At 38.0% G+C, this 26423-nt stretch carries 25 protein-coding genes; 2 read left to right on the forward strand and 23 right to left on the reverse strand.

The window, feature by feature from the left end; all coding sequences use genetic code 11:
- Window positions 1-24 precede the first annotated feature (24 nt).
- The 12 genes from ACWATA_RS19035 to ACWATA_RS19090 all read right to left on the reverse strand — a co-directional run bounded on the left by ACWATA_RS19035 (window position 25) and on the right by ACWATA_RS19090 (window position 14051).
- A complete protein-coding gene (locus tag ACWATA_RS19035) occupies window positions 25-330 on the reverse strand; it encodes a hypothetical protein (protein ID WP_473050102.1) in 306 nt (101 codons plus the stop codon).
- Between the two features lie 76 nt (window positions 331-406).
- Window positions 407-1249, reverse strand: a complete 843-nt coding sequence (locus tag ACWATA_RS19040; protein WP_328132931.1) for an aldo/keto reductase — start codon at window positions 1247-1249, stop codon at window positions 407-409.
- A 183-nt stretch (window positions 1250-1432) separates the two neighbouring features.
- The gene (locus tag ACWATA_RS19045; RefSeq protein ID WP_473050103.1) at window positions 1433-5245 is read right to left on the reverse strand and encodes an Ig-like domain-containing protein; all 3813 of its coding nucleotides are present in this window, start codon (window positions 5243-5245) and stop codon (window positions 1433-1435) included.
- A 217-nt stretch (window positions 5246-5462) separates the two neighbouring features.
- Window positions 5463-6338, reverse strand: coding sequence for an N-acetylmuramoyl-L-alanine amidase family protein (locus tag ACWATA_RS19050; protein WP_335576844.1), 876 nt, complete (start codon window positions 6336-6338; stop codon window positions 5463-5465).
- 195 nt (window positions 6339-6533) lie between these two features.
- Window positions 6534-6998, reverse strand: a complete 465-nt coding sequence (locus tag ACWATA_RS19055) for a C40 family peptidase (RefSeq protein WP_016766438.1) — start codon at window positions 6996-6998, stop codon at window positions 6534-6536.
- 498 nt (window positions 6999-7496) lie between these two features.
- The gene (locus ACWATA_RS19060; protein WP_013055768.1) at window positions 7497-7676 is read right to left on the reverse strand and encodes a YfhD family protein; all 180 of its coding nucleotides are present in this window, start codon (window positions 7674-7676) and stop codon (window positions 7497-7499) included.
- 133 nt (window positions 7677-7809) lie between these two features.
- Window positions 7810-9081, reverse strand: coding sequence for a cation:dicarboxylate symporter family transporter (locus tag ACWATA_RS19065; protein ID WP_028407730.1), 1272 nt, complete (start codon window positions 9079-9081; stop codon window positions 7810-7812).
- Between the two features lie 217 nt (window positions 9082-9298).
- On the reverse strand, window positions 9299-10222 hold the full coding sequence (locus ACWATA_RS19070) for a response regulator (protein ID WP_088567766.1): 924 nt from the start codon (window positions 10220-10222) through the stop codon (window positions 9299-9301).
- A gap of 1 nt (window position 10223) precedes the next feature.
- Window positions 10224-11531 (reverse strand): sensor histidine kinase, encoded by a 1308-nt coding sequence (locus ACWATA_RS19075; RefSeq protein WP_473050104.1) that lies wholly within the window; start codon window positions 11529-11531, stop codon window positions 10224-10226.
- Between the two features lie 594 nt (window positions 11532-12125).
- The gene (locus ACWATA_RS19080; RefSeq protein ID WP_243495527.1) at window positions 12126-12305 is read right to left on the reverse strand and encodes a hypothetical protein; all 180 of its coding nucleotides are present in this window, start codon (window positions 12303-12305) and stop codon (window positions 12126-12128) included.
- Window positions 12306-12390: 85 nt separating this feature from the next.
- The gene (locus ACWATA_RS19085) at window positions 12391-13854 is read right to left on the reverse strand and encodes a sodium:solute symporter family protein (protein ID WP_098113773.1); all 1464 of its coding nucleotides are present in this window, start codon (window positions 13852-13854) and stop codon (window positions 12391-12393) included.
- Complete coding sequence (locus ACWATA_RS19090) at window positions 13851-14051, reverse strand: DUF3311 domain-containing protein (RefSeq protein WP_013055761.1); 201 nt, start codon at window positions 14049-14051, stop codon at window positions 13851-13853. The genes ACWATA_RS19085 and ACWATA_RS19090 overlap by 4 nt, the downstream gene beginning before the upstream one ends.
- Window positions 14052-14252: 201 nt before the next feature.
- Between ACWATA_RS19090 and ACWATA_RS19095 the strand changes: the two genes are divergently transcribed.
- On the forward strand, window positions 14253-15215 hold the full coding sequence (locus ACWATA_RS19095; RefSeq protein ID WP_013055760.1) for a bile acid:sodium symporter family protein: 963 nt from the start codon (window positions 14253-14255) through the stop codon (window positions 15213-15215).
- Window positions 15216-15402: 187 nt separating this feature from the next.
- On the opposite strand, the gene gdh is transcribed toward ACWATA_RS19095, so the two are convergent.
- Together gdh and ACWATA_RS19105 are read right to left on the reverse strand one after the other, a co-directional pair.
- Entirely contained in the window at window positions 15403-16188 is a 786-nt protein-coding gene (gdh, locus tag ACWATA_RS19100; RefSeq protein WP_014461262.1) for a glucose 1-dehydrogenase, read from the reverse strand.
- Window positions 16189-16250: 62 nt separating this feature from the next.
- The gene (locus ACWATA_RS19105; RefSeq protein ID WP_028412283.1) at window positions 16251-17102 is read right to left on the reverse strand and encodes a GRP family sugar transporter; all 852 of its coding nucleotides are present in this window, start codon (window positions 17100-17102) and stop codon (window positions 16251-16253) included.
- 289 nt (window positions 17103-17391) lie between these two features.
- Here ACWATA_RS19105 and ACWATA_RS19110 point away from each other — a divergent pair, with 289 nt between their 5' ends.
- Entirely contained in the window at window positions 17392-17706 is a 315-nt protein-coding gene (locus ACWATA_RS19110; protein ID WP_013055757.1) for a winged helix-turn-helix transcriptional regulator, read from the forward strand.
- A 23-nt stretch (window positions 17707-17729) separates the two neighbouring features.
- On the opposite strand, the gene ACWATA_RS19115 is transcribed toward ACWATA_RS19110, so the two are convergent.
- The 9 genes from ACWATA_RS19115 to ACWATA_RS19155 all read right to left on the reverse strand — a co-directional run bounded on the left by ACWATA_RS19115 (window position 17730) and on the right by ACWATA_RS19155 (window position 26418).
- The gene (locus ACWATA_RS19115; RefSeq protein ID WP_340843071.1) at window positions 17730-19703 is read right to left on the reverse strand and encodes a diguanylate cyclase domain-containing protein; all 1974 of its coding nucleotides are present in this window, start codon (window positions 19701-19703) and stop codon (window positions 17730-17732) included.
- Between the two features lie 224 nt (window positions 19704-19927).
- Window positions 19928-20701 carry an EAL domain-containing protein gene (locus ACWATA_RS19120; protein WP_221832717.1) on the reverse strand — a complete coding sequence of 258 codons (774 nt, stop codon included), beginning with the start codon at window positions 20699-20701 and terminating at the stop codon, window positions 19928-19930.
- Between the two features lie 239 nt (window positions 20702-20940).
- The gene (locus ACWATA_RS19125) at window positions 20941-21114 is read right to left on the reverse strand and encodes a hypothetical protein (protein WP_189643439.1); all 174 of its coding nucleotides are present in this window, start codon (window positions 21112-21114) and stop codon (window positions 20941-20943) included.
- Between the two features lie 253 nt (window positions 21115-21367).
- Complete coding sequence (locus ACWATA_RS19130) at window positions 21368-22045, reverse strand: YvcA-related protein (protein WP_473050105.1); 678 nt, start codon at window positions 22043-22045, stop codon at window positions 21368-21370.
- Window positions 22042-22740 (reverse strand): YvcA-related protein, encoded by a 699-nt coding sequence (locus ACWATA_RS19135; RefSeq protein WP_473050106.1) that lies wholly within the window; start codon window positions 22738-22740, stop codon window positions 22042-22044. The genes ACWATA_RS19130 and ACWATA_RS19135 overlap by 4 nt, the downstream gene beginning before the upstream one ends.
- A gap of 91 nt (window positions 22741-22831) precedes the next feature.
- A complete protein-coding gene (locus ACWATA_RS19140; RefSeq protein ID WP_473050107.1) occupies window positions 22832-23518 on the reverse strand; it encodes a YvcA-related protein in 687 nt (228 codons plus the stop codon).
- Window positions 23519-23684: 166 nt separating this feature from the next.
- Window positions 23685-24371, reverse strand: coding sequence for a YvcA-related protein (locus ACWATA_RS19145; RefSeq protein WP_251439236.1), 687 nt, complete (start codon window positions 24369-24371; stop codon window positions 23685-23687).
- Between the two features lie 106 nt (window positions 24372-24477).
- Complete coding sequence (locus tag ACWATA_RS19150; protein WP_155726339.1) at window positions 24478-24834, reverse strand: hypothetical protein; 357 nt, start codon at window positions 24832-24834, stop codon at window positions 24478-24480.
- Entirely contained in the window at window positions 24835-26418 is a 1584-nt protein-coding gene (locus ACWATA_RS19155; protein ID WP_473050235.1) for a DUF6792 domain-containing protein, read from the reverse strand.
- Window positions 26419-26423 lie beyond the last annotated feature (5 nt).

The following is a 26423-nucleotide window of genomic DNA, read 5'->3' on the forward strand; positions in this document are numbered from 1 at the left end:
TTATGATACGGCTCGTCCTTTAGCTTACTGTGAAGAAAATGTTAAATTTATGTAATAATGCATAAAAAGAGGCCGGGACAGAACTAACTGAATCCAACCTAAAGACGAACAAATGAGATACATGAGCTGAACCGCTTTTGACACCGCCGTTGATTTCCATGCAAGGCTTCGCTTTCCGCAGGCGGGCGCTGAGCCTCCTCGTCGCTTACGCTCCTGCGGGGTCTCATCTGTCCCGCTTTTCCCGCAGGAGTCTTCGCCTTGCCCTTCAATCAACCGCTGGAAGGACGAAACAGATGAAGCTGTATTCACCATAAAAAAAAAACGAACCACTAATCAAACTTGTTGATCAATGGTTCGTTTTTCACTTGGGCTAAAATACGTTTCTCCCAGCCTCTTAGTTCTTCTATTAAAAATCAAAGTTGTCCGGATCTGGACCTACTCGGTGATTTTGGTTTAATTCATTAATTTTACTTACGTCTTCAGCATCCAATTCAAAATCAAAAACAGATGAATTTTCAACAATACGATGCTCTTTTGTTGATTTTGGAATCGTTACAACTCCGTTTTGCAGATCCCATCGCAGAATAATTTGAGCAACTGATTTGCCGTGTTTTTCAGCAATTTCTTTTAACACATCGTTATCTAGCAATTCTCCTTGCATAAGCGGAGACCATGCTTCTAGCTGAATATCGTGCTTTTGACAAAAAGCATGCAGCTCTTTTTGCGTCAAACGAGGATGAAATTCCACTTGGTTAATAACAGGCTTAACCTCTCCATCTTTCATTAAGTCTTCTAAATGATGAATTTGAAAATTACTTACGCCCACAGCTCTTACTTTTTCTTCTTTATACAGCGTTTCTAATGCTTTCCACGCTTCTTTATACTTGCCTTCTACCGGCCAGTGAATTAAGTATAGATCTAAATATTCTAAGCCAAGCTTTTGTAAGCTTGTTTCGTAAGCAGCTAGCGTCTCTTCATAGCCTAAATCTGCGTTCCAAACTTTTGATGTAACAAAAATGTCTTCGCGTGAAAGACCTGCTTCTTTCAGACCTTGGCGAATTCCTTCTCCTACACCTTCTTCATTTTCATAAATAGCTGCCGTATCGATGCTGCGATAGCCTTTGACGATAGCTGTTTTCACGGCGTTCACTAATTCAGGCCCTTCTTCTACTTTAAATACACCTAATCCAAGCCAAGGCATTTTGACTCCGTTGTGAAGTGTTACTGTATCTTGCAAATGATTACTCATTATAAAAAACCCCCTGCTAATTTCTTTACATTTGTTATTATGAAACAGAAAAAAAGAAAAAGATAGAACCCACTTTAAAGTAAGTTAGGCACTTCAAAGTTCTAAGGTAACCTTTTAGTAACCTTCTATCCCTCTTAAAAATCACTAAAAAAAGAATCCTCCGCAGAGAATTCTTTTTTGTTTTTATTTAACATTTATATTCACTGCTGAACTTGTGTTTCCAGCGGCATCTTTTGCCGTCACAGCCAGTTTTACGCCTGCTTTTTGTTTTGGGATCGTTACTTTAAACTGGCCTTTGCTATCTGCTTTGCCTGATCCGATTACTTTTGTACCGCTTTTAATCGTAATCACAGCATTTGCTTCCGTTTTTCCAGAGAGAAATGTGGACAAAGACGTAACGGCATTCACTGCCGGAGGTGCCGGCGGGGTTGTATCTTGCACTTTTACAATTTTATACGGACTGTATCCTACTTTATTTTGCAGTACCGCCGTCACTTCTGTTCCTGCTTTTTGAGCAGGAATTTTCACGCTGAACTTGCCGTTTCCATCAATTTTCCCACTTGCAATAATTTTTCCGCCTACTTTAATATAAATGGACGCATTTTTTTCTCCTGTTCCCGTTACTGCTGTACTTTTTTCAGTAAGCGTATTAACGGTTGGAAGCGCTGGTTTTGTCTGCGCAGCGCTAACTGTTACAAACGCATCGGAGCTGTAGTTATTAGCTGCATCTTTTGCTGTAACAGCCAGCTTTACGCCTGCTGTTTGTTTTGGAATCGTTACTTTAAATTGCCCTTTAGTATCTGCTTTGCCTGACGCGATTAGCTTTGTACCGCTTTTAATCGTAATCAGGGCATTTGCTTCTGTTTTTCCCGAGATAAATGTGGACAAAGACGTAACGGCATCAACTGCCGGAGGTGCCGGCGGCGTTGTATCTTGCACTTTTACAATTTTATACGGACTGTATCCGACTTTATTTTGCAGTACCGTCGTCACTTCTGTTCCTGCTTTTTGAGCAGGAATTTTTACGCTGAACTTGCCGTTTCCATCAATTTTCCCACTCGCAATAATTTTTCCGCCTACTTTAATATAAATAGACGCATTTTTTTCTCCTGTTCCCGTTACTGCTGTACTTTTTTCAGTAAGCGTAGCAACGGTTGGAAGCGCTGGTTTTGTCTGTACGGCACTAACCGTTACAAACGTATTGGAGCTGTAGTTATTAGCGGCATCTTTTGCAATAACAGCTAATTTTGTAGCAGCAGGCTGCTTTGGAATGGTGATGCTGAACGTTCCATCCGATTTGGCATTTCCTTTGCCAATTACTTTTTTATCAATTTTCACATGCACTTCCGCGCCCGCTTCTGTGCTTCCCGTTACGACTGTATCTTGATTGCTTACAGCGTTCACTTTTGGTGTAACGGGTGCTGTTTTATCCTGCACGGTTACAGTTACAGCTGGACTCACGCCCGCTGTGTTTCCAGCCGTTACAGACAGGTTGCTTCCTGCTTTTTGTTTCGCAATCGAGATGCTGTAATTTCCTTTAGCATCTGCTTTACCAGCTGCAAGCTGAAGACTTCCGTTTTTAATGACAACCGTTGCATTTGCTTCTGCGGTACCCGTAACGGCTGTACTTCGATCACTAACTTCATTAACTGTTGGTTTTACCGGAGCTCTTTGCTTTGCCGTAACAGTTACAGTCGATACAGTACTGCTATTTCCTGCTGCATCTTTTGCTTGTACGCTTAGCTTTGTATTCGCTTTTTGATGAGAAATGGAAACAGAAAACGCTCCATTTGCACCTGCTTTAGCCGTTCCTACAGTTGTAGTTCCTACTTTTACCGTAACTGTAGAATTTGCTTCTGCTGCACCTGTAACTTTTGTATCTTGATCACTTACTGCATTTACTTTTGGCGCAGCTGGTGCCGTTTTATCCTGTACGGTCACCACAGCGGCTGAACTTGTTCCACCTGCATTTTGAACCGTCACGTACAGCGTGCTTCCTGCTTTTTGTTTTGCAATCGAAATGCTGTAATTTCCTTTAGCATCTGCGTTGCCTGCTGCAAGCTGAAGACTTTCGTTTTTAATGATAACCATTGCATTTGCTTCAGCCGTTCCTTTGATCATTGTGTCTTGATCACTTACTTCATTTACTTTGGGTGCAAGCGGTGCTTTTAACGTAGATTTAACCGCAAAAGAAGGCGCTTGGCTTTCGTTTCCTGCTTTATCTTTTGCACTTACCGCTATTGTTGTTCCGCCTATTTGTACTGGAATTGAAACAGTAAATGTACCGTTACCATCCGCTACTGCAGAGAACGTTGCATCGCCTGCTTTTACCGTCACGGCGGCGTTTGCTTCTGTTACGCCTGTTACGGTCGTATCTTGGTCACTTACTTCATTTACAATTGGAACAGAAGGCGGCGTTTGATCCGTTACGGTCACTACTGTGGCCGTGCTTTCATTTTCAGCTGCATCTTTAGACGTTACAGACACTTTTGTATCTGCTGGCTGCTTGGCAATCGTAATTGCAAATTTTCCAGTTTCATCAGCAAGACCCGTTCCAATTACTTCATTTTCCACTTTTGCAATAACAGAAGCATTTGGTTCTGTTACGCCCGTAAGCGATGTTTGGTTGTCTCCTAATGCATTAACTGAAGGTGCATCAGGTGCAACCGTATCTTTCGGTGGTTCTTGCTCCTGCTCTTTTCGCGGATATTTTGTTGTATAAAAACTTAAAAGAGTAGTCGTTGGATAATAAAAATCTAAAATTTCACGATAGTCTTTGCCTAGGCTTGCCATTTTTTGAGCACCGTATTGACTCATTCCAACACCGTGTCCATTTCCTTTACCATTAAAAGTGGTTGATGTGCTTGTTTCATTTGTTTCCGTTACAAGCAGACTAAGCATCGCACGGCTGTTTAACATTGATTTTAGCTTCGTCGATGTTAAATCTTTTAATTCCAAATGATGAACCACTAGTTTTTGCGAACTGTCTACATCTCCTTTAACGAGGTAGTCCACTGTAATTGCACCTTTAGTCACACGACCTCCTGATGAAGGAGCATAAAAACTCACCTTTGGAATAGACGTAATTTTAATCGTTTTACCAGGATGCTTATTGGCTACTAACCATGACTTCAAATTATCTGTAACGGTTTTATCTTTTTCAGAAACCGTATTCCACCAAGCGCTATAGTTAGCTAAATCTTTTCCTGTTAAATCAATTTGCGTTTTTTGAATAGCTAACGTCCACGGCGTCTGCTTATCGTATGGATCTTTTTTCACCGGGAAATAAGAAAGCTGAGTCCCTCCCCAAGCGTTGCTGTTTGATTCCGTTCTTCCGCCGTTGCTTGATGAGAAAACGGCGTTGATTAATTTATTGTTGTATGTGACGACTTGTCCGAATGTCTGATCTACTGCTTGGTTTGTACTGTCATACCACGTATAGCCACCGTATACTTGATAGCTTACCGTGTCATTGATTACTTTTCCTGCATAGCTCATTGCGTATGTTCTCGCTGCTACCGCCTGAGTTTTTAAAGCTTGCAGATTCCAAGATGTATAGACTTCATTTGGCACAACGCCTTTTAAATAGTCTTCAATCGGGAGCGTATTAACAGGTCTGACATACGTTCCCTTTTCATTTGTAAACGCCACGTCACCTAAGTACTGTCTGCCGTTAATAGATACGGGATTTTTATAAAGAGACGGTGTAATTTCAAAGCTTGTAAATTCACCTAAGACAGTGCTTCCTTGTTTTAAAGTGACACCTTGAGTTGTTGCGGTTACCGTATACTCTGTATTTGCATTTAAGACCAAATCCGAGTTTTTAATAGTGTATAAATAAGACGGCTTAATTGTAATTGCATGCTGATCTCCTAAATAGTTTACTAATTTTACAGACACAACTGGTTCTACCGTTTCAGCTTTCACGCTAGCAAGCGGCGTGAATTGAAACAGCAGTACGCTTAGTACTAAAGCTAATGCCGTTAACTTTCTCATCTTGTTCCCCCATTTTCATGTACTGTCTAACGCATTTTAATATCTCTCGTTATATCGACACAGTTCTATAAAAATTAAAGCATTTTACCTAGTTTTCTTTTCTGCTCGTCCATTTTTTTGTCGAAAAAACGCTTTTTTATATCATATGAACGACAAAAAAAACGTGTGACATAAATCAATTGATTTAGTCACACGCTTTTATAGGTCTTTCCGCCTTTTATTTTGTCATTCCTTCATATGCCACGATACCGTCTGCAACATGATTCATCAGCTTTGTAAGGTAAGCCTGATCAGACAGGTTCCGGTCTTCTTCTGAATTCGTCATATACCCAAGCTCTACTAGCGTTACGGGTACAGTCGACCAGTTAAATCCTGAAAGATCACTGCGATAGCGAATGCCGTCCACTTCGACAAACTGATCTTTTTCCACCTCTGTCAGAATAGCTTGAGATGCTTGTAAACTGCTTTGATAAATAGACTTTGTATAGGAATTATCTTCTGCAGGAGTGAGCACAGAAAATCCTTTTACAGAAGTATTTTCAGAACCATCTGCATGGATACGTACGTGTAAGTCAGCTTTTGAATTATTCGCAAGCTCCGCTCGTTCCCGGTTGCTGATATTCACATCGTGAGAACCGCGAGTAAGCTTTACGGTTATGCCTTTTTCTTCGAGAAGCTGTTTTAATATCATAGAGGCTTCCAACGTCAGCTTGTATTCCGGCTTCTTGGTCACCACACCTGATGTACCTCCGGAAACTTTTATTTTTGTTTCTGCTGCTCCCGGCCCGATTGGCTCTTTCTCTAGGTTAGCCTGAGCTTGATGACCAGGGTCAATGTAGACTAAAAACGGAGGAGGATCCGCTTTTTCAGGCATGTTGTTTTTTACATTTTTCACTTCATTACCTGCTTCATGAGGCTGTACTGCTTGGAACTGTGAGATGGGCTGCTTCACTCTTTCTCCCTGCGCATGAGCTTTTGGTACATCTCCGCTAACGACGGCTTTCTCTGTTTGACCTTTCATCATAAAGAAAAATGAGAGTACTGCTACTATTGCAACAATACCTATTCCATAACTCCATACTAAGCGCTTCATCTTCGCTCACCAAACTTTCGAATAGAGTGGGATATTCCTTATGTTAAAGTACAAAATGTGTTAACGCTATTATCTCACAGAATATGGTTTTTTTTGTATAAAACGTTAAAAATAATATTGGCAATACGTTATGTATATGCAAACAAAAACAACACTACATAATGTAGTGTTGTTTTCTAAAAAAATGACGGATGGTTAAATCCGTTTTGCACCAATATAACGTGCTTTCCAGTAGCTGTTGCTAAGAGATGTAATTGTCACGCCTTTAGACGTAGAAGCTTGAAGAAACTGATTGTTCCCTAAGTACACGCCTACATGTGAAGGACCTTTTTTATACGTTTGAAAGAAAACTAAATCTCCTTTTTGAAGCTTTGCTTTTGAAACGCTTGTCCCTACTCGATACATTTGTTCCGTTGTGCGCGGAAGTGTTTTTCCAGCTTTTTTGAAAATGTATTGAATAAATCCAGAGCAGTCAAAACCTTTTGTTGTTGTGCCTCCCCATTTATAAGGAACACCCATTAATTTTTTACCAGTAGCAATAGCCGTGTCTTTGTATGAATATGACGCTGCTTCCACTGTTTGAGCAGGTGCAATAAACGGACTGGCTCCGCTAAATAAAACTGCAGCTGCCGTTATAGACCCAATGATGGCTTTTTTCATTTTTTTCCTCCATTATGTAACCGAACGTTACGTTTCTATGAACCTATTTTTCAATGTGTTCGGTTTAATTATAATGAAAAAAGCCTCAAAAACTATTACGCTATGATTAAATAATGTTACAAAATGGTTACTTAGGAATTTTTATCTTTAGTTGTTTATAAAAAAGAGGATGGGACAAAAGCATTTTTCACTTAGGGAAAAACGAACCACTAATCAGCATGTCTGATTAGTGGTTCGTTTTTTTGTGATTGTGAACATAGTATTATTTGTTTCGTTCCTTCTAGCAGTTGATTGGAGGATAAGGCGAAGACTCCTGCGGGAAAAGCGGAGCAGGTGAGACCCCGCAGGAGAGCAAGCGACGAGGAGGCTCAGCGCCCGCCCGCGGAAAGCGAAGCCTTGTACGGAAATCAACTGCGGTGTCACAAGCAGTCCAGGTCATGTATCTCATTTATTCGTCTTTAGGCTGGATTCATTTCATTATGTCTCAGTTTTTTTCTTTTACTTTTCTTTTTGCTGTTTCAAAATTAAGTCCTGTTTCGCTTTAGCATCATGATGCTGCGCTAACTCGCGTGAAAATTCTTCATTTGCTTGATCCGGAGCAATTTTTAACTCTTTTGGTGTTTGAGGCAGTGACCCTTTGTTGTTATGTGATGATTTGTGATTATTTGCTCTTCCCATGTTGTGACCTCCTTGTATCAATCATTTGTTTTTCATCTTTAGTTACTATTCCCAACTTTTCAAAGCAAATTCAAACGAAAAAATCCGAACGATTACTCGTTCGGATCTTCCTTCAACTAAAATACGTTTGTAATTACGATACTTTTTTCGTTACTTCGTTAATATAAGCTTCCTTGTCTTTGTCGTTAAATTGACCTTCCCACTTTGAAATGACGATTGCACCAAGTGAGTTTCCAATTACGTTTACCGCTGTACGTCCCATATCTAACAAACGGTCAATTCCAGCGATAAAAGCAAGCCCTTCTACCGGAAGTCCTACAGATCCAAGCGTTGCAAGCAGTACAACAAACGATACGCCCGGAACTCCTGCAATTCCTTTAGATGTAACCATTAAAATTAATATCAGTGAAATTTGCTGTGTGATGCTCATATCAATACCGTACATTTGCGCAATAAAGATCGCAGCAAGCGCTTGATAAAGAGTAGATCCGTCTAAGTTAAACGAATATCCCGTCGGAATAACAAAAGATGTAATTGCTTTAGGACATCCGAACTTTTCCATTTTTGCAATAATACGCGGTAATACTGTTTCTGAACTTGCAGTTGAAAATGCTAGCAGCAATTCATCTTTTAGCACTTTTAATAAATGGAAGATGTTAACGCCTGCCCATTTAGCTACAAGCCCTAGTACCACTAATACAAAGAAAATCATTGTTCCGTAAGCAACAATTACAAGCTTACTAAGCGGAATTAGAGACGCTAGTCCAAATTTTGATACGGTTACACCGATTAATGCAAATACGCCAAACGGTGCAAACTTCATAACTAAATTCGTTACCCAAAACATCGCTTCTGCCGTGCCTTCAAAAAATCTTAGAACCGGCTTTCCTTTTTCACCGATTGATGCAATTCCAAGTCCAAATAGGACCGAGAAGAAAATAATTGGCAGCATGTCGCCTGCAGCAATTGACTCAAATACATTCGTTGGGACGATGTGAACAAATGTTTCTACAAATCCTTTTTGCTCTGTAGCTTCTGCCGTTGATGTGTAGCTGCTGATATCTGATTTTTCAAGACCGCTGCGATCCACACCAGTACCAGGGTGAAGCAAGTTAGCTGCCAATAAGCCTACAACAATGGCAACCGTTGTAATGATTTCAAAGTAAAGAATTGTTTTTCCGCCTAATTTACCAAGCTTCTTAATATCACCAACACCCGCAACGCCCACAATGATACTAGATATAACAATCGGCACCACGATCATTTTAATTAAATGAATGAATACGTCTCCAATTGGCTGCAGTACTTCAACTGCTTTAGGATTTCCGTAAAAAATGGCCCCTACAATAATACCTGCAATCAAACCAATTAAAATTTGTCCTGCTAATCCAAGCTTTTTGAACATATCTTTGCACCTTCCTTCTTTTTTCTAACAGCTCGAAGCTGTTTATTTGCACTTACTGTATTCAACAGATACAATTCCATTAAGAACTGTTTATTAAGTAGTTCTTTTATTCATAAGATTACATTATCATAGGCATCACAAAATCTAACACAAACCTACTGAAACTAACAAAAAAGTTTTTAGAAAATTACAAAATGAAAACGCTATAGTTTTTTTACTACAGCGTTTGTTTGACTTCATAATAGAGCATTTGGATAAATTTCTTTACATTTATACGGCTCGGAGTACTGCTTTTTCCCGTTCCTTTTTCTATATCTCTCATGCGCTGATGCACCATTGAAAAATCGAAAAACTTAGAAGCGTAATTTTCAAATTTAGGATTAAAGAAGTCAACCATCCCAAGAGAGGTCAAATGATTTAAAGACTGATAAATGGCTCTTCTTACTCGCTGCTCAGCTGCTTTCATTTCTTTTTGCAGCACGTCTTCTGTAAAAGATGAACCAAGCTTTCTCACGGTAATTTTCTCAAAAATTTCTTTGAGAGAAGGAAAATGCTGTTCATACATCGTGCTCTTTTCCGTTTGATGCAGGTAATTGATGATTTCGATTAAATCTTTACTTCCGCTTTCTCCTAAAATCCCAAGTTCTCTTAAAAGAAACCTGCACGCTTCTGCCGGATCGCTTTCTTTTTTATCAACGGAAGGCGTTTTTTGCTGGTTTCCTATATTAAGTACGGTATTTAACGATTCTTGAATTTTCTCCATTGATTGTTGAACATGAATTCGTTCAATTACTTTTTGAATGACCATGAGCACTTCCATACGATTAAGCGGCTTCGTGATATAGTATTCAATGCCAAGCGAGTAGGCTTTTCCAATCAAATCTTTTGTTTCTACCTGTGACATCATAATAATTTTGCCTTTAAAAGTATCCTTTATTTTGCGCACGGTTTCGATTCCGTCTTGAATGGGCATCAACAAATCAATAAATAAAATATCGATCTGCTGCAATAGAGAAGATTGATCATTTAAGACAATTCCGTCTTCTGCCTCCCCTATAACCTCTCCTAAATCATTATCTTCAATAATTTCAGCTAACATTGAACGAAAGACTTCGTCATCATCTATGATATAAAATCGCATATTAGTCCTTATCCCCCATTAACGTAGAAATAGGTAAATCTATAGTAAATTGAACACCGGGGCTTGGAGACAGATTAATAAATTGAATACTCCCGCCCAGCTGCTCGGTCATTTGCTTAACGTAGACAAGCCCAAGACCTGTAGAAGGCGTCCCGTCCTTTGCGTATTTGGATGTAAATCCCGCTTTAAAAATGAGACGTTCATGCCTTTTTTTCACACCGGGACCGCTGTCTCTTACATATAGTAAAAGGCGGTCTTCTTCTCGGCAGACGTCGATAATAATCGCGCCTTCTTTTTCAATCGCTTCGACTGCATTCGTTACTAAGTTATTAATTAATGATAAAAACAAGTACACGTGATAGCGAGGATGCTCTCCTAGAACCGAATATGAAAAATGAATATCTTTTGCTAACGTCGCCGCATACTTTTCATTGCTGCGCATGACGATTTGAAGCAGACTTTCGATTTCCATATACTCAGAAAATTCCTCTTTTGTAATGACCTTGGACAGTCCTGCTGATATCCGCTGGTTGTCTTTTTTAATATCATGTACTTCTCCTGCAATTTGTAATGCTTTTTGGCTAAATTCGTGCAGCGAAGTAAGCTGGTGGATATCTGCTTCGTGTAGTTCTTCATATAAATCATACGACTTTTTCGTAATTCTCTCAGCGTCTTGCAGCGTTTTTTTCAAATGAATGGATTCTTCATACAAATTTGAAAGCACAACAAGCAGCTGATCATTTTTTTGAGAGATTTGCCGTTCTCTCAGCTGCCCTTCGTAAAGCTTGATCATGCTAAACAGACATAAAACAAAGAAACTTCGAAAGACGCCTACAATAAAAATTTGCATGAACTCCGGAAACACAATATGATGGTGAACCATCACATACATACAAAGCAGTTCCATGCCACCTGAAACCGTTTCGATGATGATGCTCCATATGCCAATAATCCACGGCTTTGAATGAAAATCGTTAATCTTAAACCAAGAAAAAGCAATGGCATAAACAAGATAATAAATCCCTGCTGAGCATCGAATCTGCAAAGAATGCAGAAAATCAAATGATTCGTAATTATACCAATCAAGGTACATTCGAAAGCCCACTATAGCACTCGCAACTAAAATACCTGGTATTACAGGAGATACCTTTCTTAAAAGCAGCAGTGAAAAGAAAAAAATGGGCACAGCAAAGCTGACTCTATACGTATCATGAAAAGGATAATATTTAAGCTCTCCTGCTAGCGGCACAACAACTATCATCACCAAAATGAGTAAAACATCTTTTTTTACTACCGTATCAACTTTCATCGTTCACGTCCTGCACTTTTTGAACATAAGTATATAGTTTAGCAATCTAAAAGACAATCGCTCTTCCTATATTTTTTACACTCCCACTTCCATTTATAAATATAGCCCATATATAAACGGTTATTTATTCTCTTTCATTATTCTTTGTAGTTTTTTAGATTTTCTTGTTTTATTTTGTAATTTTTGTTGTATAGTAGAAGTACCTTTTAAAATGTGAGGCTGTATCACAACTATTCAATTATTATTACATCACCTGATAGCTACACTAAAAAGGAAAACTATTATTTTACAGGGGGAGCTTATTTTACAATGTGGATCATTACCGTTTACTCGAAAAACCAAAGTCCGACTATGTTTGAATTTGAATCAGAGGTAGAGGCGAAAAAGACATTTCAGGAGATTAAAGGGTGTAAGATCCTATCGGAAGTTATTTACTATAACGACCGAGTTCCCGCTTTAGCGTAAATCAGTTGATGTAGGAAATTTTACAAATTATCGGTTAAAAGCCACGTAAAGAGCCAAAGGATAATCCTATTCCTTTGGCTCTTTGCTGTTTGATTAGAAAAAACGAGGCTGAGACATAATGAGATGAATCTAATTTAAAGACGAACAAACGGTAGACATGAGCTGAACCGCTTGTGACACCGCAGTTGATTTCCGTGCAAGACGTCGCTTTCCGCGGGCGGCCGCTGAGCCTCCTCGTCGCTTGCGCTCCTGTGGGGTCTCACTTGTTCCGCTTTTCAAGCAGGAGTCTTCGTCTTGCCCTCCAATCAACTGCTAGAAGGGTCTACCGTTGACCCTAACAAAAAAACGAACCACTAATCAAATGTGTTGATCAATGGTTCGTTTTTCACTTCGGCTAATATACTTTTGTCTCAGCTTCGTTTTGCTTTGTGAGCATACTGACTGCCCACATTACGATAAAGTTGATAAGCAGCGCAATAAATCCGACGTTGATATCTTTCATTTGCTGAGGCAGGGATGGAAATAACGTACCAATCGTAGAGCCGCTGATTGTAATATAGGCCACTACAATAATTCCAGCAACAATCCCCCACGCTGCTCCTTGTTTCGTTACAAAGTTATTTTTCTTCAAACTGAAAAGCAGAGATGGAAACAGCTGTGTCATTAGACTATAGCCCATTAAAATAATTGTTGACAGCGTCGTTCCTCCGTTTAGTGTAAAGTAAACGGAAATAAGAGCCACAACCGGTACAAAGCTTTTCGCTAAACGAGCAATATGCGCTTCGCTTGCTTGAGGCGCAAACGGTTTATAAATATTTTTCGCCAGCAGCGTTGACGCACTCATTAACAGCATCGATCCCGGCACAAGCGCTGTCAGCAAACCCGCTCCTCCTACAATTCCAATAAACCAAGGATCAAACGTTTGGATTGAGATCCGTAATAGCGCAAGATCCACGTCCCCTCCGCTTAAACCAGGAACTTTTAAAATAGCTGCAAATCCAACAAAAAACACAAAGAGCAGCATTAAGGTATAAAGAGGACTAATGATTGCATTTTTACGAAATACCTTTGCATTTTTCGCTGTATAGCTTGAACTAAACACCTGCGGCCACATATAAAACCCAAGTACTAGCAAAATAACCGTCGAAATAAACCACGAGACGCTTAATCCTTGCTCAGGAAACTTTAAAAACCCCGGCTTCGCTGTATTCACCGCTTCAAACATTGGACCGTATCCTCCGTAATAATGAAAAGGTAAATAAATGCCTAAAAATCCAATCACAGCAAGCATCATAATGTCTTTAATAACGGCCGTCCATGCAGAACCGTGGATACCGGATATCATCACATACAGCGTTAAACTGATAGCTCCCATCCAAATAGCTGCCGGCATTGAAATGGCGCCGTATGATGCTTGTGATACAATAATTCCCAATCCTTTTAACTGCACAACAATAACAGGAATGACCGCAATCACTCCTACAGCAGCTACAAGCACACCAAGGTAAGGGCTTTTATATTTGCTTACAAAAAAATCAGGCTGCGAGACGAGCTTATGATCTCTTGCATACTTCCAAATAACAGGAAGAAGCCAGTATGATAAGACATATGATAAGCTAATATAAATTAAGACATAAAGTGCAGGAGCTCCTTTTCCATAAGCCCATCCGCTTCCGCCTAGAAACGAAAACGTTGTATAGATTTCTCCGGCCATCAGCACAAAAACTAAAATAGCCCCGAAACCGCGTCCGCCTACCGTCCACTGCTCCAAGTTCATATCCTTGCCTTTGGTTGATCGTATGCCAAGAAAAATAGCTGCCACTAAAAATAGTAAAATAATAATAAGTGCACTATTCATTCTTCTTCCCCTTCCCGATTTCTGGGATCAAGCTTATACATAACCCCTAAAATAATGGACGTAAGCACCACCCATATCACCATCCAAAACATATTGAACGGCATACCGAGAACAAACGGAGTCACTCGATTAACAAAAGGAAGAAACCCTAATATGCCTACGAACGGAAGGACAGACAAAATATAGATAAATTTCATGACTAAACTCCTCCGACTTTCTAAAACTAACTTCTTTATATTACCACATATTCTGTCCATTCAATGAAGGAATGCTTGCATTTAAACTGAAATAATCTCCAAAAGATAAAATATTCTGTACTATTTTACAAAAATACTGTTTTCATTTTTCTGAATAAATAGTATAATTTCTTCTTATAGTTCGCAGGAGGTATCGTACAGATGAAAACAATAGAGAAAATCAGTACATTTGCAGGAAAAACATTTACGCTTTGGGTTATTTTAATTTCCGTTATTGCCTACTCATTCCCAGAGCACTTTGTATGGATTGGAAAGTATATCGTTCCGCTTTTAGGAATTGTCATGTTTGGAATGGGATTAACGCTGTCAGCGTCTGATTTCAGCGAAGTATTTCGAAGACCGAAAGAAGTAGCACTAGGCGTGGTGGGGCATTTTATCATTATGCCGCTTCTCGCATTCGGTTTGGCGATTGGCTTAGATTTACCAAAAGAAATAGCAGTGGGCGTTATTTTAGTAGGCTGCTGTCCAAGCGGCACATCATCAAACGTAATGGTCTTTTTGGCTCGAGGAAACGTTGCGCTTGCAGTCGCTATCGCTTCTGTTTCAACCATTTTAGCACCGATTGTTACACCGCTTCTTATTTTATTATTTGCAAGCAAGTGGGTCGATATTGATATCATGTCTCTTATTATTTCCATTATACAAGTTGTCATCATTCCGCTTGCTCTTGGATTTACGATCAAAAAGTTTTTTGGAAAAGCTGCAGAAGCGAGTTCCAAAGCTCTTCCCCTTGTTTCAGTAGTCGCAATTGTTTTGATTGTATCTGCCGTTGTGGCAGGAAGCCAAGCGCAGCTTGCTAAAACGGGTGGTATCATTTTTGCCGTAGTCGTGCTTCACAACATTCTTGGTTTCACAATCGGCTTCTTCTTTGCCCGCTTATGCGGAATGGATTTAGCCAAACAAAAAGCGGTCGCAATGGAAGTTGGCATGCAAAACTCAGGGCTCGGCGTTACCATTGCTTCCACTCACTTTTCGCCGCTAGCCGCTGTCCCAAGCGCCATCTTCAGCGTCTGGCACAACATCTCAGGCTCAGTGCTAGCCTTTATCTTCAGCAAACTAAAAGACAAAAACCAGCCATCGTCTAACAAAAAAATGGCTGGCTAATATAACAAATTTATAAGGGATCAAAAAACTCCCTTGACTCTTCTCAAAAAGGTTTTAAAAAGTTCTTAAAAAGTTTTACCTAGGCGAATGCCACCAACCCCGCAAGGGGGGTGGCATTCGCTTAGGTATAGAAAAAAAGACATGGCGCTTTTGCCATGTCTTTTTTTTCTACATCGATTAAAAACTATTAGCCTCTTCCTGCTTGGAAAGAAGGATATTTCGTCATACCACCATCAGCAAATAATGTAATACCTGTTACATAGCTTGCTTGTGATGATGCTAAGAATGCTGCAACTGATGCTACTTCTTCTGGTTTACCGATGTAACCCATTGGAATCATGCTTTCTACGTCTGCACGTTGTACAGGATCTGCGAATTTTTCAGCGTTGATTGGTGTGTTCATCGCACCTGGTCCAATGTTATTTACGCGGATACCTTTTGGCGCATATTCAAGAGCCAATGTTTCCGTCATTAGTTTCATACCGCCTTTACTTGCTGCGTAGTGAACAAATAATGGCCAAGGAATCATTTCGTGAACACTAGACATGTTAATAACGTTTCCTTTAATGTCGTTTTCAACGAAATATTTAATTGCTTCACGGCTTCCTAAGAATGCACCTGTTAAGTTTGTATCAATAACTTTGTTCCAGTTGTCTAAAGATAGCTCATGAGAAGGAACTGGGTTTTCAACACCAGCGTTGTTAATCATAACGTCTAATGTACCGAATTCTTTAATAGCTGTTTGAACAAGATTTACAACGTCTTCTTCTTTTGTTACGTCGCCTTGAACGATGATTGCTTGTCCGCCTGCTTCTTCTACTTCTTTTTTCGCATCTAAAGCTTCTTCTTCATTGTTGTAATAGTTAATAACAACTTTTGCTTCTTCTTGACCGAAACGAACAGCCATTGCGCGACCTAAACCTGTTGATCCACCTGTAATTACAACTACTTTATCTTTTAAATCTGTATACATAATAAAATCCTCCTAGTGTTTTCATTTATTCATACATACTATCATTAACTTTTACGTAAACGTTAACTTTTAGCCATTCCGAGGAATACGCCACCTAAAATGATGAGCACAATACCAATCGTAATTGAAATAAGCTGACGCTTTGTTTTCTTTTCTCCAAGTAAGAAGATACCGCCAAGCGTTGAAATAACGATTCCCATTTGTGATAATGAGAAGCTTGTTGCAACCCCTACTTTAGGTTGAGAGATAAATAAGAACATGTTGCCAGCTGCCCAAATAAGGCCTGGAATAATGTTGCGAATTGCGTATTTATTAAACGGTTTGTGTTTATAAGTAAGTATAAGTCCACCAATTAACATACCAATAGCTTGTGGGAATAGTGCCGACCAGCCGTCTACATTAAATAAACGAGCGACAACTACATACACTAAGTATCCAATTGTTGAAACAATAAGGGTAATAATCCCTTTTTTGAATTGTCCAGATTGCTCTGGGTTTTTTTCGCTTTCTAGTGATGTTAGCACGATACCAATAACAATAAAAATAAGAGCTAACACGCCTAAAATAACGGTTGTTGTTGTTGACCACTCGTGAAACACGATAACACCAAATAGTGATGTTGTCACAAGCTGCATACCAGTTGAAATTGGCATGGTTTTTGAAACACCAATATAATCAATCGTTTTCAACTGATTACTTTGCCCAACTGCCCAAAATAATCCTGAAACGATTCCGACAATAAAAATAAGCGGCGTCAAAACTGGATGAACTACGAAATAAATAACGGCTGAAAAGATCAGCGCACCAATTGTAGTCCCAAGCGTTTGACTGTAAGGACCTCCGCCCAATTTAACGTTGAACAGGACAATACTTCCCCAGAAAATCGCAGGAAGAATAGCCAAAAGGATATCCATTTGATACTAACCTTCTTTCTCAAACTCTTGATGTAATTGTAAATTTAAAGTACCTTTTATTTAACTAGGTAACTTTATGTAACCAATCTTAGACCTTTTTTCTTGATACGTCAATAATAATATGTCGATTCTGTGACTTTTTTTTAAAACTTTACAATACAGCGTTTGCAAGCTACTGAAAGTTTTGAAAATAAAAAAAGATAGCCTTTTCATTATCCAAATGCTAGTATATAATAACATTATAAGGGTTACTTTTAATATCCTACATACAATAAAGTAGGTGGCATGAATGAATGAATTTGATGAGTTATGTCCAAAAGTGTGGAAAACGTTTGATATAATAGGAAAAAGATGGAATGGATTAATTATTTATGTCCTGATGAGCGGTCCTAAACGCTTTAGTGAAATTCACAGCAGCATTCCCTCTTTAAGTAAACGAATGTTAACCGAACGAATGAAAGAGTTAGAAGAAGAAGGAATTGTAATCCGGCACGTTATTCCTGAACGTCCGGTTCGTATTGAATATATTTTAACTAAAAAAGGATCAGAGCTTGGTATGATCTTAGGACCCGTCAGCAAGTGGGCAAAAACATGGATAAAATAAAAAAGCCTCTTTGGAGGCTTTTTTTACGTTTGATAGAGGATATAATTATTTTTCCCTTCTCTTTTTCCTTTATATAACGCATCATCTGCATTTTTTAATAATGAAGCAGCCGATTCCCCGTCTTCTGGATAAATAGAGACGCCGATGGTAGTTGTGGTGCGCAAACAATAGCCCCGTACATTCCAGCTTTGCTGAAGAGATACGTGAATTCGCCTAGCAATTTGTTCAATTTCTCGTCCATTTGTTACGTTTAAAATAATGATAAACTCGTCTCCGCCCAAACGATAAATACGATCGCCTTTCCTCACACAGCTCTTTAATCTCTTCGTGTATGCTTTTAGAAATTCGTCGCCTATATGATGGCCATATTCATCGTTAATCTGCTTAAAATTATCACAGTCAAGAAACAAAAGCGCAAAAAACTCATCGCTTTTTTGCTGCCCTTTTTCAATTACTTTATTTAACTCTTTTAATAACATTGCCCGGTTGGGAAGACCTGTTAAACTATCGTGAGTGGCTTCAAAATGAAGTTTATTTTCTAGCGCTTTTTGTTCAGTAATATCATTATGAATGGATACATAATGAGTAATATTTCCGTCTATATCTTTTAACGGCACAATTGTTTTCGATACCCAGTATGACTGATGATGCTTCGTCCCCATTTCAAGCTGTCCTCGCCATACTTTTCCGCTTTTTATTGTTTCAAGCAGCTCATGATGATCATGATTAAGCCCTGCATCTCGATAATACTTCCCTACTAAATCTTCTTTTTCGTAACCTGAATACTGTACATACATATCATTTACATAGGTAATAGTTCCACTTGCATTTATAATCATAACGCTAGCTGATTCATCAAGCGCATATTTTATATTTTCAAGTTCTTTCAGCGTATACGCCAGCTGTTCTGCTGCTTCTTTTTGAGGCGTAATATCGTGTAAGATTGCATAGGCGCCAACCGTTTGATTATTTACTTTGACAGGAATCGTTGTAATATAAACATGTTGTATAGAATGTTGGCTTCTTCGGAATGTTATCTCTGTACTATAACTAATTTCTTCATATACATTCCAACGTTTGTAATTACAGGCTCCCAGTCTTTTAGCAATGTCTCGGTAATTTTTATGCAGCACATCGCTTGCAGAAAGCTGCAGCGTTTCTAAGAATGCGCTGTTAATATTTAAAATCGCACCGTCCAAATTCAGCATACAAACTGCGTGGTGGTGGTTTGTAAATAGCGATTTGTACCACTGTTTGCTTTTTATGAGCTCTAATTCTAATTTTTTAATAGCTGTGATATCTCGGTAAATCACTGAATAGGCGACCAGTTGATTTTGATAGTCATAAATCGGTGAACAGCTGACAGATACACACACGCCTTCGCCGCTTTTTGTGTACCTGACTGTTTCATAAGGAGACAGCGTCTTACCATTTTTTAATTCTTCGATTAATTTAAGGTTTTCTTGTTCCTCTTTCTTTGACACGATGTTCATCTCTTGACGGCTTTTTCCGATAACTTCTTCTTTTCTCCACTGAAATAGCTTTTCGAATGCTCCATTGACTGTTAAGACCTTCTCATCACAATCAGCAATTAGAATGGCGTCTACCGTATTTTCTAGAAACGCATCGAGTAAACGCGTGCTCTCTTCCTGTGTTTTTTTATAATGAATTTCTTGAGCCATGACAAGGACATGTGAAGGGGCTGTCGCTTGATTAAAAAGAGGAGTAAAAGTTACTTCATATGCATGCCGGTCGGGCTGAAAAAGCTGTATGTATTGATATTGAATCGGTTCTTTCGTGGCAATGGCTTTTTCACAAAGTGTGTAAAAAAGCAGATTTTCTTCTTTATTGATTATCTTGTCTTCCATTTTGTCAAAGAATTGCTGAGCTGCTTTGTTACATTCTTTATAATACAGCTGATGTTTTTCTTGCTGAATTAAAATAACAGGCTGCGGCATATTCATAAAATAAAATTGGAATACCCCTTCACTATACATACTAAATATCCTCCATCTGCCTTTGGAATTTCACTAAACGTCTTGTTTTGATATGCAATTCACTCATTCTCCCGAACCAACACGTCTTCTTTATCTCTTAAAATATTTTAACAATAGTACAAAATCACATAATTTTATAAAAATTCAAGATATCTGCGTTGCATGTAAGTCTAATTACCCGTTCTCATATTACGATAAATTATCTATTCCGTGAAGTTTATGGTTTAAGAGTTTAATAGCCTTTCTCGTCTGAATAAACTGCGGTACTTATTATAAGTTAAGTAGGAAGAGATTGACTGCGGCATTCCCAGTAAATAGCCTTGAGCAGCATGTAGGTTTAACGAAATCGCTGCGGCTAAATCTTTATCTCGTTCAACGCCTTCTAAAATGAGATTCGTATGCGGATAATAATTAACAAGCAAATCAATCAGATCTTTCTTTTGCTTGCAGTCGGCTAGTCCTTCAGCATAGCTTCGGTCCAATTTCATATAGTGAGGCTCATACATGCTTACCTGCCTCATCGCTGCGGCCCCTGCTCCAAAATCATCAATCGCAATTTTGAAACCGGCCTCTTTCAAACTCATTACTCGGGCAAAAAGAGCAGGCGATTCCCATAATTTTTTTTCATGAAGCGTTTCATTTAACTCCCATACAATACGATGTTTCGCATTTTTATAGGTGTTCAACAGATATGCTAAAAACCGTTGGAAATGCGGGTGGAGAAGAGTAGAGGGAAACACATTGATAAATAAATCCTCAGATTTCAATACCTCAAACGGAAAGTTCTTTATAGCCCCTTCAATTGCCATCGTATCAAGCTTGTACAAATAATCATGGCGTCTTGCCAGTGAAAACAACTCTTCAATTTGCCCTTTTGCGAAAGCTGTGCGCAGCAAAGCCTCAAAACCCAGCGTCTCCCACGAATCCAGCGCATAAATAGGCTGATATACAAACTGAAAGTCTTCATACGTCAGTTCCTTTAAAACATGAGCATCCATTCTTTCGTTTAATCACCTTTCGTTTTCAATATACTATTTCTTCCATAACCTAAACTTATAAAAATATATCCTAAAAACAGATAATTGTCCATTAAAAGTAAGATATTCCATTAGGCGATTTAGTATTTTGGGACTTGCTGGAGGCTTATGATAGCAACAAAGAAGTGTTTTAGAGGCTTTTATGCTTTTGATAGATAGGCTGTAAAGGATGTTTCAAAAAAGAGCGAAATCAATCTCATCTAAAACGAACAAATTGGATAAAGGAGCTGGACTGCTTGTGACACCGCGGTTGATTTCCATGCAAGGCTTCGCTTTCCGCGGGCGGCCGCTGAGCCTCCTCGTCGCTTACGCTCCTGCGGGGTCTCACCTGTTCCGCTTTTCCCGCAGGAGTCTTCGCCTTGCCCTCCAATCAATCGCTAGAAGCATCTAATATGTGAAATTTACGTTTACCATATACTTAGCGCAATAACCTCTTATCGTTAGTTTGTAATCATAGACAAATTGCTCATGTTGATAAATAGATGCTAGTTGGAAAATCAACGATAATAGCCTATATACAGCATTACCAAAAAACATTATACCTACAGCTAATATACTAATAGCTAAAGCAAATCCTATAACTTTCTTCATTTAACTTGTTACCTCTTCTTCTCTATAAATTCTCTACTATTTATCCTCGTTAAAATGAATAGTCTTTAGCATTTTTAAAAACCATTCTTGCTTTTTTTCTTCATCACCGCTTTTATATTTATCGCTACTATCGAAGGAAATCTGTACTATTTTATTAGAATGCTTATCTGCTACATATGCCAAGTATGTATTAGGAATATGTTTCTTCTTATCTACTATTACACGCTTTTCTGTTCCTTTGAAATAAATATAAGCTGATTGATAGTAAATCCTCGTCTGTGAATTTTCAATCTTATTAGTAACACTTAATCCAAATCTTCTTTTAAATAAAGCCTCAACGTGAATACTCTCATCTGCAGGATTACTGGTTAAAAACTCAATTTTTATATAATTCGCTTGTGTTTTACCTTCAACTTCTTCATTGTAGACAGCCCACCAGCTCTCGTAAGAATCATTATTGATAGCATAATCCTCTCTCTTTTTATGTAAAACTTGATACTCTTCTGGAAACCACATCGTATACTGACCTGTCTTCGACTTAAACTCATAAAACCCATTGTCCACTTTTTTATCTTTGTTCAAGAACTTACGGGTGAAGTGATCATTAAAAGCTGGGACATTTGGATAGCGGCTTTCGTTTATCATCCATACCCCGCCTATTAAAATAGTTATTCCTATAATGACTGCAATAATAGTTTTAGTATGCTTTTTCATCTTCTGGCATCTCCATTATTTTCTGCTTTAAAATGGATACTCTTTAACATATTTAAAACCCACGTATTCTTTTCCAAGCTACTATCTTCTATAAAATCTCCAACCTGATCCATTGATAATTGAATGACCTTTGTCGATTGCTTATCAGCCACATAGGCTACGTATGTATTTGGGACATGTTCTTTACTGTCATTTATCACATGCTTCTCGGGTCCTTTAAAATAAATGTAAGCAGATTGATAGTAAATTCTAGTATTAGAAGTTTCTATTACCTTTGGTTCACTTACATTAAAACGATTTTTCATAAGACTTTCTACGCTAAAAGATTCATCTTCTGGATCTCTTCCTTCTGAAAACTTTAAACTGATAGAATTAATTTGATGTTCCTTTTTATGCTCTTTGGTATAAGCTGCTACCCATCTTTCGTACATTTTTCCACTCACGACATAATCTTCATCATTTTCATGTATTAATTGATACTCCTCTGGAAACCACATCGCATACTGCCCAGTTTTTGACTTAAACTCATAAAGACCATCATCCACTTTTTTATCTTTGTTCAAGAACTTACGCGTGAAGTGATCATTAAAAGCAGGGACATTGGGATAGCGGCTTTCGTTTATCAGCCATATTCCTGCTGTTAAAATAACCGTTCCTGCAAGGACTGCAATAATGGTCTTCATCCTTTTTTTCATATCTGCACATCCTCTTTATTTTTACTAGATAGGTTTTGGTATTTAAGCTAAATTGATTTATTTCTTAAATTATCGTTCAACATGAGCTTTATTAAGCTTCATTTCCCTCACGGAACTTAATATTTTTTAATATTGTTAGGAACCATTTTTTCTCTTCTACTTCATCATTCTTTCTGCTTTTTTCACTTTTATCAAACCACAGTTCAATTGCATTATTAGAATGTTTATCCGCTACATATGCTATATATGTATTTGGAGCATGTTCTTTATTAGGATGCATAATTACTTCTTGTGTTCCTTTAAAATATGTATAAGCTGAATCATAGTAGATTCTTGTACTAGAAGTTTCAAACGTATTAGGCTTAGTAACATTTAGCTGTTCTTTAAACATATTGTCTACAGTAAAGGATTCATTTTCAGCCTTTCTTGCGTTTGAAAATGTCATTTCCATATAACTTCCCCCAGCATTTCCAGCTTTGTTATTCACCTCTTTCGCTATCCACCTTTCATAAGAATTACCGTTTATTACGTAATCTTCTCCGTTCTCCTTTATAAGCTGATAGCCTTTAGGAAACCACATCGTATACTGGCCAGTCTTGGACTTAAACTCATAAAAACCATCATCTACTTTTTTATCTTTGTTCAAGAACTTACGGGTGAAGTGATCATCAAAAGCTGGCACGTTGGGGTAGCGTGTTTCGTTTATCAGCCATATTGTTCCTACTAAAATAGCGACTCCTACAATTACTCCAATAACAGTCTTCATGCGATTCTTCATAGTCGCCCATCCTTTTTTATTGTTTAGAACAAACTTCACTTTGTATATATTGAATAGTTTAGAATTGTTATATCTGTTCTTATTCCTTCGACATACCTTTTTTAAAAGTTATTGAGACTCACAAATCTCTCTGACTTCTTTTTCTTTACCAAATAAGCCTTTGTATTCAAGTTGAGCTATTTTCTTGATTAAAACGAATACTATTTAATATTTCTACAAACCACTCTCTTTTCTCAAGCCCCTTATTAGTTTGATGATTTAAACTGTCATCAAACCATAATTCAATTACCTTATTAGAATACTTATCTGCTACGTATCCTATATATGTGTTTGGAGCATGTTTATTCTTGTCATGGATGACATGTTGTTCTGTTCCTTTAAAATAAAGATAAGCTGCATCAAAATATATACGGGTATTAGCTGTTTCCCACTTTTCAGGATTATTTGCGCCAAACTCACCTTTAAATAGACTCTCTACATAAATAGATTCATCATCAGGATTACTCTCTGATAGTTCGACTTGTAAATAATTTAGTTGATCTCCTTTTTTATGCTTCTTGACTGATGAAGCTTTCCACCTTTCGTAAAAATCGTCACTTTTAACATATTGTTGTTCATTTTCATGTAACAACTGATACTCCTCCGGAAACCACATCGTATACTGCCCTGTCTTGGACTCAAACTCATAAAACCCATCATCCACTTTTTTATCTTTGTTTAAGAATTCACGCGTAAAGTGATCATCAAAAGCAGGGACGTTTGGGTAGCGGCTTTCGTTTATCAGCCATATTCCTCCTATTAAAATAGCAACTCCTGTAATGATTGCGGAAAGGGTCTTCGTACGTTTTTTCATTGTCCTACACTCCCTCTATTACTCTTTTGAAATAAATAGGACTTAATGTAAATTGTTCAACATATAAAAATCCCTCAGACCACTGTCTGAGGAATAGCAGTATCCCTTATGTTAATTCACTTTCATCCATTGATTCTTTATATCGAATTTCGTACTCTCTCTTATGCATATCTTTAATAGAATGCATAAAACTCATAATATGCTGAAATGCTCCAGTATCATACTGCTGAGCTCGTAGCGTATATCCCCGCTCTGCTGCTTCTAATTTACTTTTAACCGCATCCGCAAACTCACCCGTTTGGTTTTCTAAATAGCTTTTAGCATGCCAAAGCTTTTCATTTACTTCTTGATCCTTTTTGATTAACTCTTTAATCCTTTTTGCCTGCTCGTCTTTGAAGTCGTCACCATCAAATTCAAACATGTATTTACCGCTCGTTGTTCCTGTGTGTGTAAAATCAAACAATTAAATCCCCCCTACTACTTCTTTCATGCTTTTAATATCTGAAGCTACCGATTCGTCAGCTTCCATCATCTTCTCGAAATTTTGGAAGAACGCTTCAAGAAACTTTTGATAGTATGTAACTTCCTCTTGAATAGAAGAAATAATTTCTTCAACAGGGGTAAATACACTATCGTCTAGCGGGTCAAACGTTTTGTCAAACGTCACTTTTTCAGCCACACGCTTTTGTCCAAACCAAGCGAGAGTAGCGCCGTCTTTATCTGCCTTTTCCATAAATGACTGGGGAGAAGCTTCTTCTCTGGATATCTTCATTTTTAACTTTTTCTTCTTAGCTTCGAAGACTTCGTTAATTTCACTATGTAAATACTGCTTTAGTGCATTTAAGTTTGCTTCTTTATCTTTAATGGCATTAGCACAGTAATAAACAAACTTCTTCATTTGTTCATAATCTAGTAAGATTTCTTCCTGAGATCCTGAATCAAAAACCTGATAATACGTCTTCATAGCATTAGCTTCTGTGTATTTGACAACATAATTAATTCCGTGGAGTTTTGCTTGTTTACTTTGAGATATTCCTTTAACAAGCTGAAATGTTGCTCCAGGGCTAGTAAATGTATTTACCATTACTACTGCTCCTACTCCTATACCTGCTTTAATCTCTCCAAAATGAAGAAAAGGATATCTTTTTACACTCTCAAGGTATTGATCACGTGTTTCTGGCAAGTTAAGCAACGTTTCTTGTTTCACATGATCATTAACAAACCCTAAACCGCCTAATGTTGTCTTTACTCCAAGGTTATAACGGAATTGGTCTATCATATACACTGGGTTCCATTTTGCTTCTTTCTGAAAAGGATATTTCCCAATGTTAATCATTTCTTCTGTATCTAAATCTCCAAGCATCGTCACTTTGTTACCTGCATACCAGCTGTTTGGAAAAGATTGAGCATGCATAGGTTCACCTTTTACCCAGGTATGGCTGATGGTAGCTTTTTGTTTTTCGTAGTAGGTGTTGGCTAGTTCTGTTAATTTCTTTGAAGATATTCCATCTTTTTTCCCAGTCTGGTGAAACACATACAATTCAAATTCTTTATCTAAAGCTTCTAATTGTTTTAAATTAACTGGTGCATCATTCAATGCCCTTATATCTTTAAAACTTTTTGTCATTAAGCTCAAAGTTACTATTAAATGTCCTCCTAAGGAGTGTCCATCACCATACCTTTTAAGTTTTTCATCAGAACTTTTAATCTTTGTTTCAACTTGCTGATACATTTTTTTTGCATCATTGATTTGTTGAGTACTTTTACCTGCTCCAATCCCTAAAGCATCATATACAACATCTCCAAAATCTTTAGAAGGTTCTGTTCCTCTAAAAACATAATAAACCTCATTGATATTATGTTTTTTATCATGGAAATGAATAGCTGCCCCATCAAACCCAGATTTGTTACCTATTCCCATTTCGACGCTGCTATATATTTTAAAATTAGGTGGATTTTCACCTGTAGCCTCTTTATAAATCCTTGTAATCTCTTTTTCTTTTCCTGATAATCCACTGTACTCAAGCTGAGTTATTTTATTTCTTATATCGT

The organism is Priestia sp. USM5 (assembly GCF_058323215.1).

Excerpts from the sequence above, each read along its gene's own strand:
- ACWATA_RS19110 (WP_013055757.1), top strand. The coding sequence starts at position 17,392 with ATGAATGAATTTGATGAGTTATGTCCAAAAGTGTGGAAAACGTTTGAT.
- ACWATA_RS19095 (WP_013055760.1), top strand. The coding sequence starts at position 14,253 with ATGAAAACAATAGAGAAAATCAGTACATTTGCAGGAAAAACATTTACG.
- ACWATA_RS19145 (WP_251439236.1), bottom strand. The coding sequence starts at position 24,371 with ATGAAAAAACGTACGAAGACCCTTTCCGCAATCATTACAGGAGTTGCT.
- gdh (WP_014461262.1), bottom strand. The coding sequence starts at position 16,188 with ATGTATACAGATTTAAAAGATAAAGTAGTTGTAATTACAGGTGGATCA.
- ACWATA_RS19060 (WP_013055768.1), bottom strand. The coding sequence starts at position 7,676 with ATGGGAAGAGCAAATAATCACAAATCATCACATAACAACAAAGGGTCA.
- ACWATA_RS19090 (WP_013055761.1), bottom strand. The coding sequence starts at position 14,051 with ATGAAATTTATCTATATTTTGTCTGTCCTTCCGTTCGTAGGCATATTA.
- ACWATA_RS19075 (WP_473050104.1), bottom strand. The coding sequence starts at position 11,531 with ATGAAAGTTGATACGGTAGTAAAAAAAGATGTTTTACTCATTTTGGTG.
- ACWATA_RS19085 (WP_098113773.1), bottom strand. The coding sequence starts at position 13,854 with ATGAATAGTGCACTTATTATTATTTTACTATTTTTAGTGGCAGCTATT.
- ACWATA_RS19130 (WP_473050105.1), bottom strand. The coding sequence starts at position 22,045 with ATGAAAAAGCATACTAAAACTATTATTGCAGTCATTATAGGAATAACT.
- ACWATA_RS19045 (WP_473050103.1), bottom strand. The coding sequence starts at position 5,245 with ATGAGAAAGTTAACGGCATTAGCTTTAGTACTAAGCGTACTGCTGTTT.
- ACWATA_RS19040 (WP_328132931.1), bottom strand. The coding sequence starts at position 1,249 with ATGAGTAATCATTTGCAAGATACAGTAACACTTCACAACGGAGTCAAA.
- ACWATA_RS19055 (WP_016766438.1), bottom strand. The coding sequence starts at position 6,998 with ATGAAAAAAGCCATCATTGGGTCTATAACGGCAGCTGCAGTTTTATTT.
- ACWATA_RS19120 (WP_221832717.1), bottom strand. The coding sequence starts at position 20,701 with ATGGATGCTCATGTTTTAAAGGAACTGACGTATGAAGACTTTCAGTTT.
- ACWATA_RS19105 (WP_028412283.1), bottom strand. The coding sequence starts at position 17,102 with ATGGATATCCTTTTGGCTATTCTTCCTGCGATTTTCTGGGGAAGTATT.
- ACWATA_RS19115 (WP_340843071.1), bottom strand. The coding sequence starts at position 19,703 with ATGTATAGTGAAGGGGTATTCCAATTTTATTTTATGAATATGCCGCAG.
- ACWATA_RS19070 (WP_088567766.1), bottom strand. The coding sequence starts at position 10,222 with ATGCGATTTTATATCATAGATGATGACGAAGTCTTTCGTTCAATGTTA.
- ACWATA_RS19140 (WP_473050107.1), bottom strand. The coding sequence starts at position 23,518 with ATGAAGAATCGCATGAAGACTGTTATTGGAGTAATTGTAGGAGTCGCT.
- ACWATA_RS19065 (WP_028407730.1), bottom strand. The coding sequence starts at position 9,081 with ATGTTCAAAAAGCTTGGATTAGCAGGACAAATTTTAATTGGTTTGATT.
- ACWATA_RS19050 (WP_335576844.1), bottom strand. The coding sequence starts at position 6,338 with ATGAAGCGCTTAGTATGGAGTTATGGAATAGGTATTGTTGCAATAGTA.
- ACWATA_RS19135 (WP_473050106.1), bottom strand. The coding sequence starts at position 22,740 with ATGAAAAAAAGGATGAAGACCATTATTGCAGTCCTTGCAGGAACGGTT.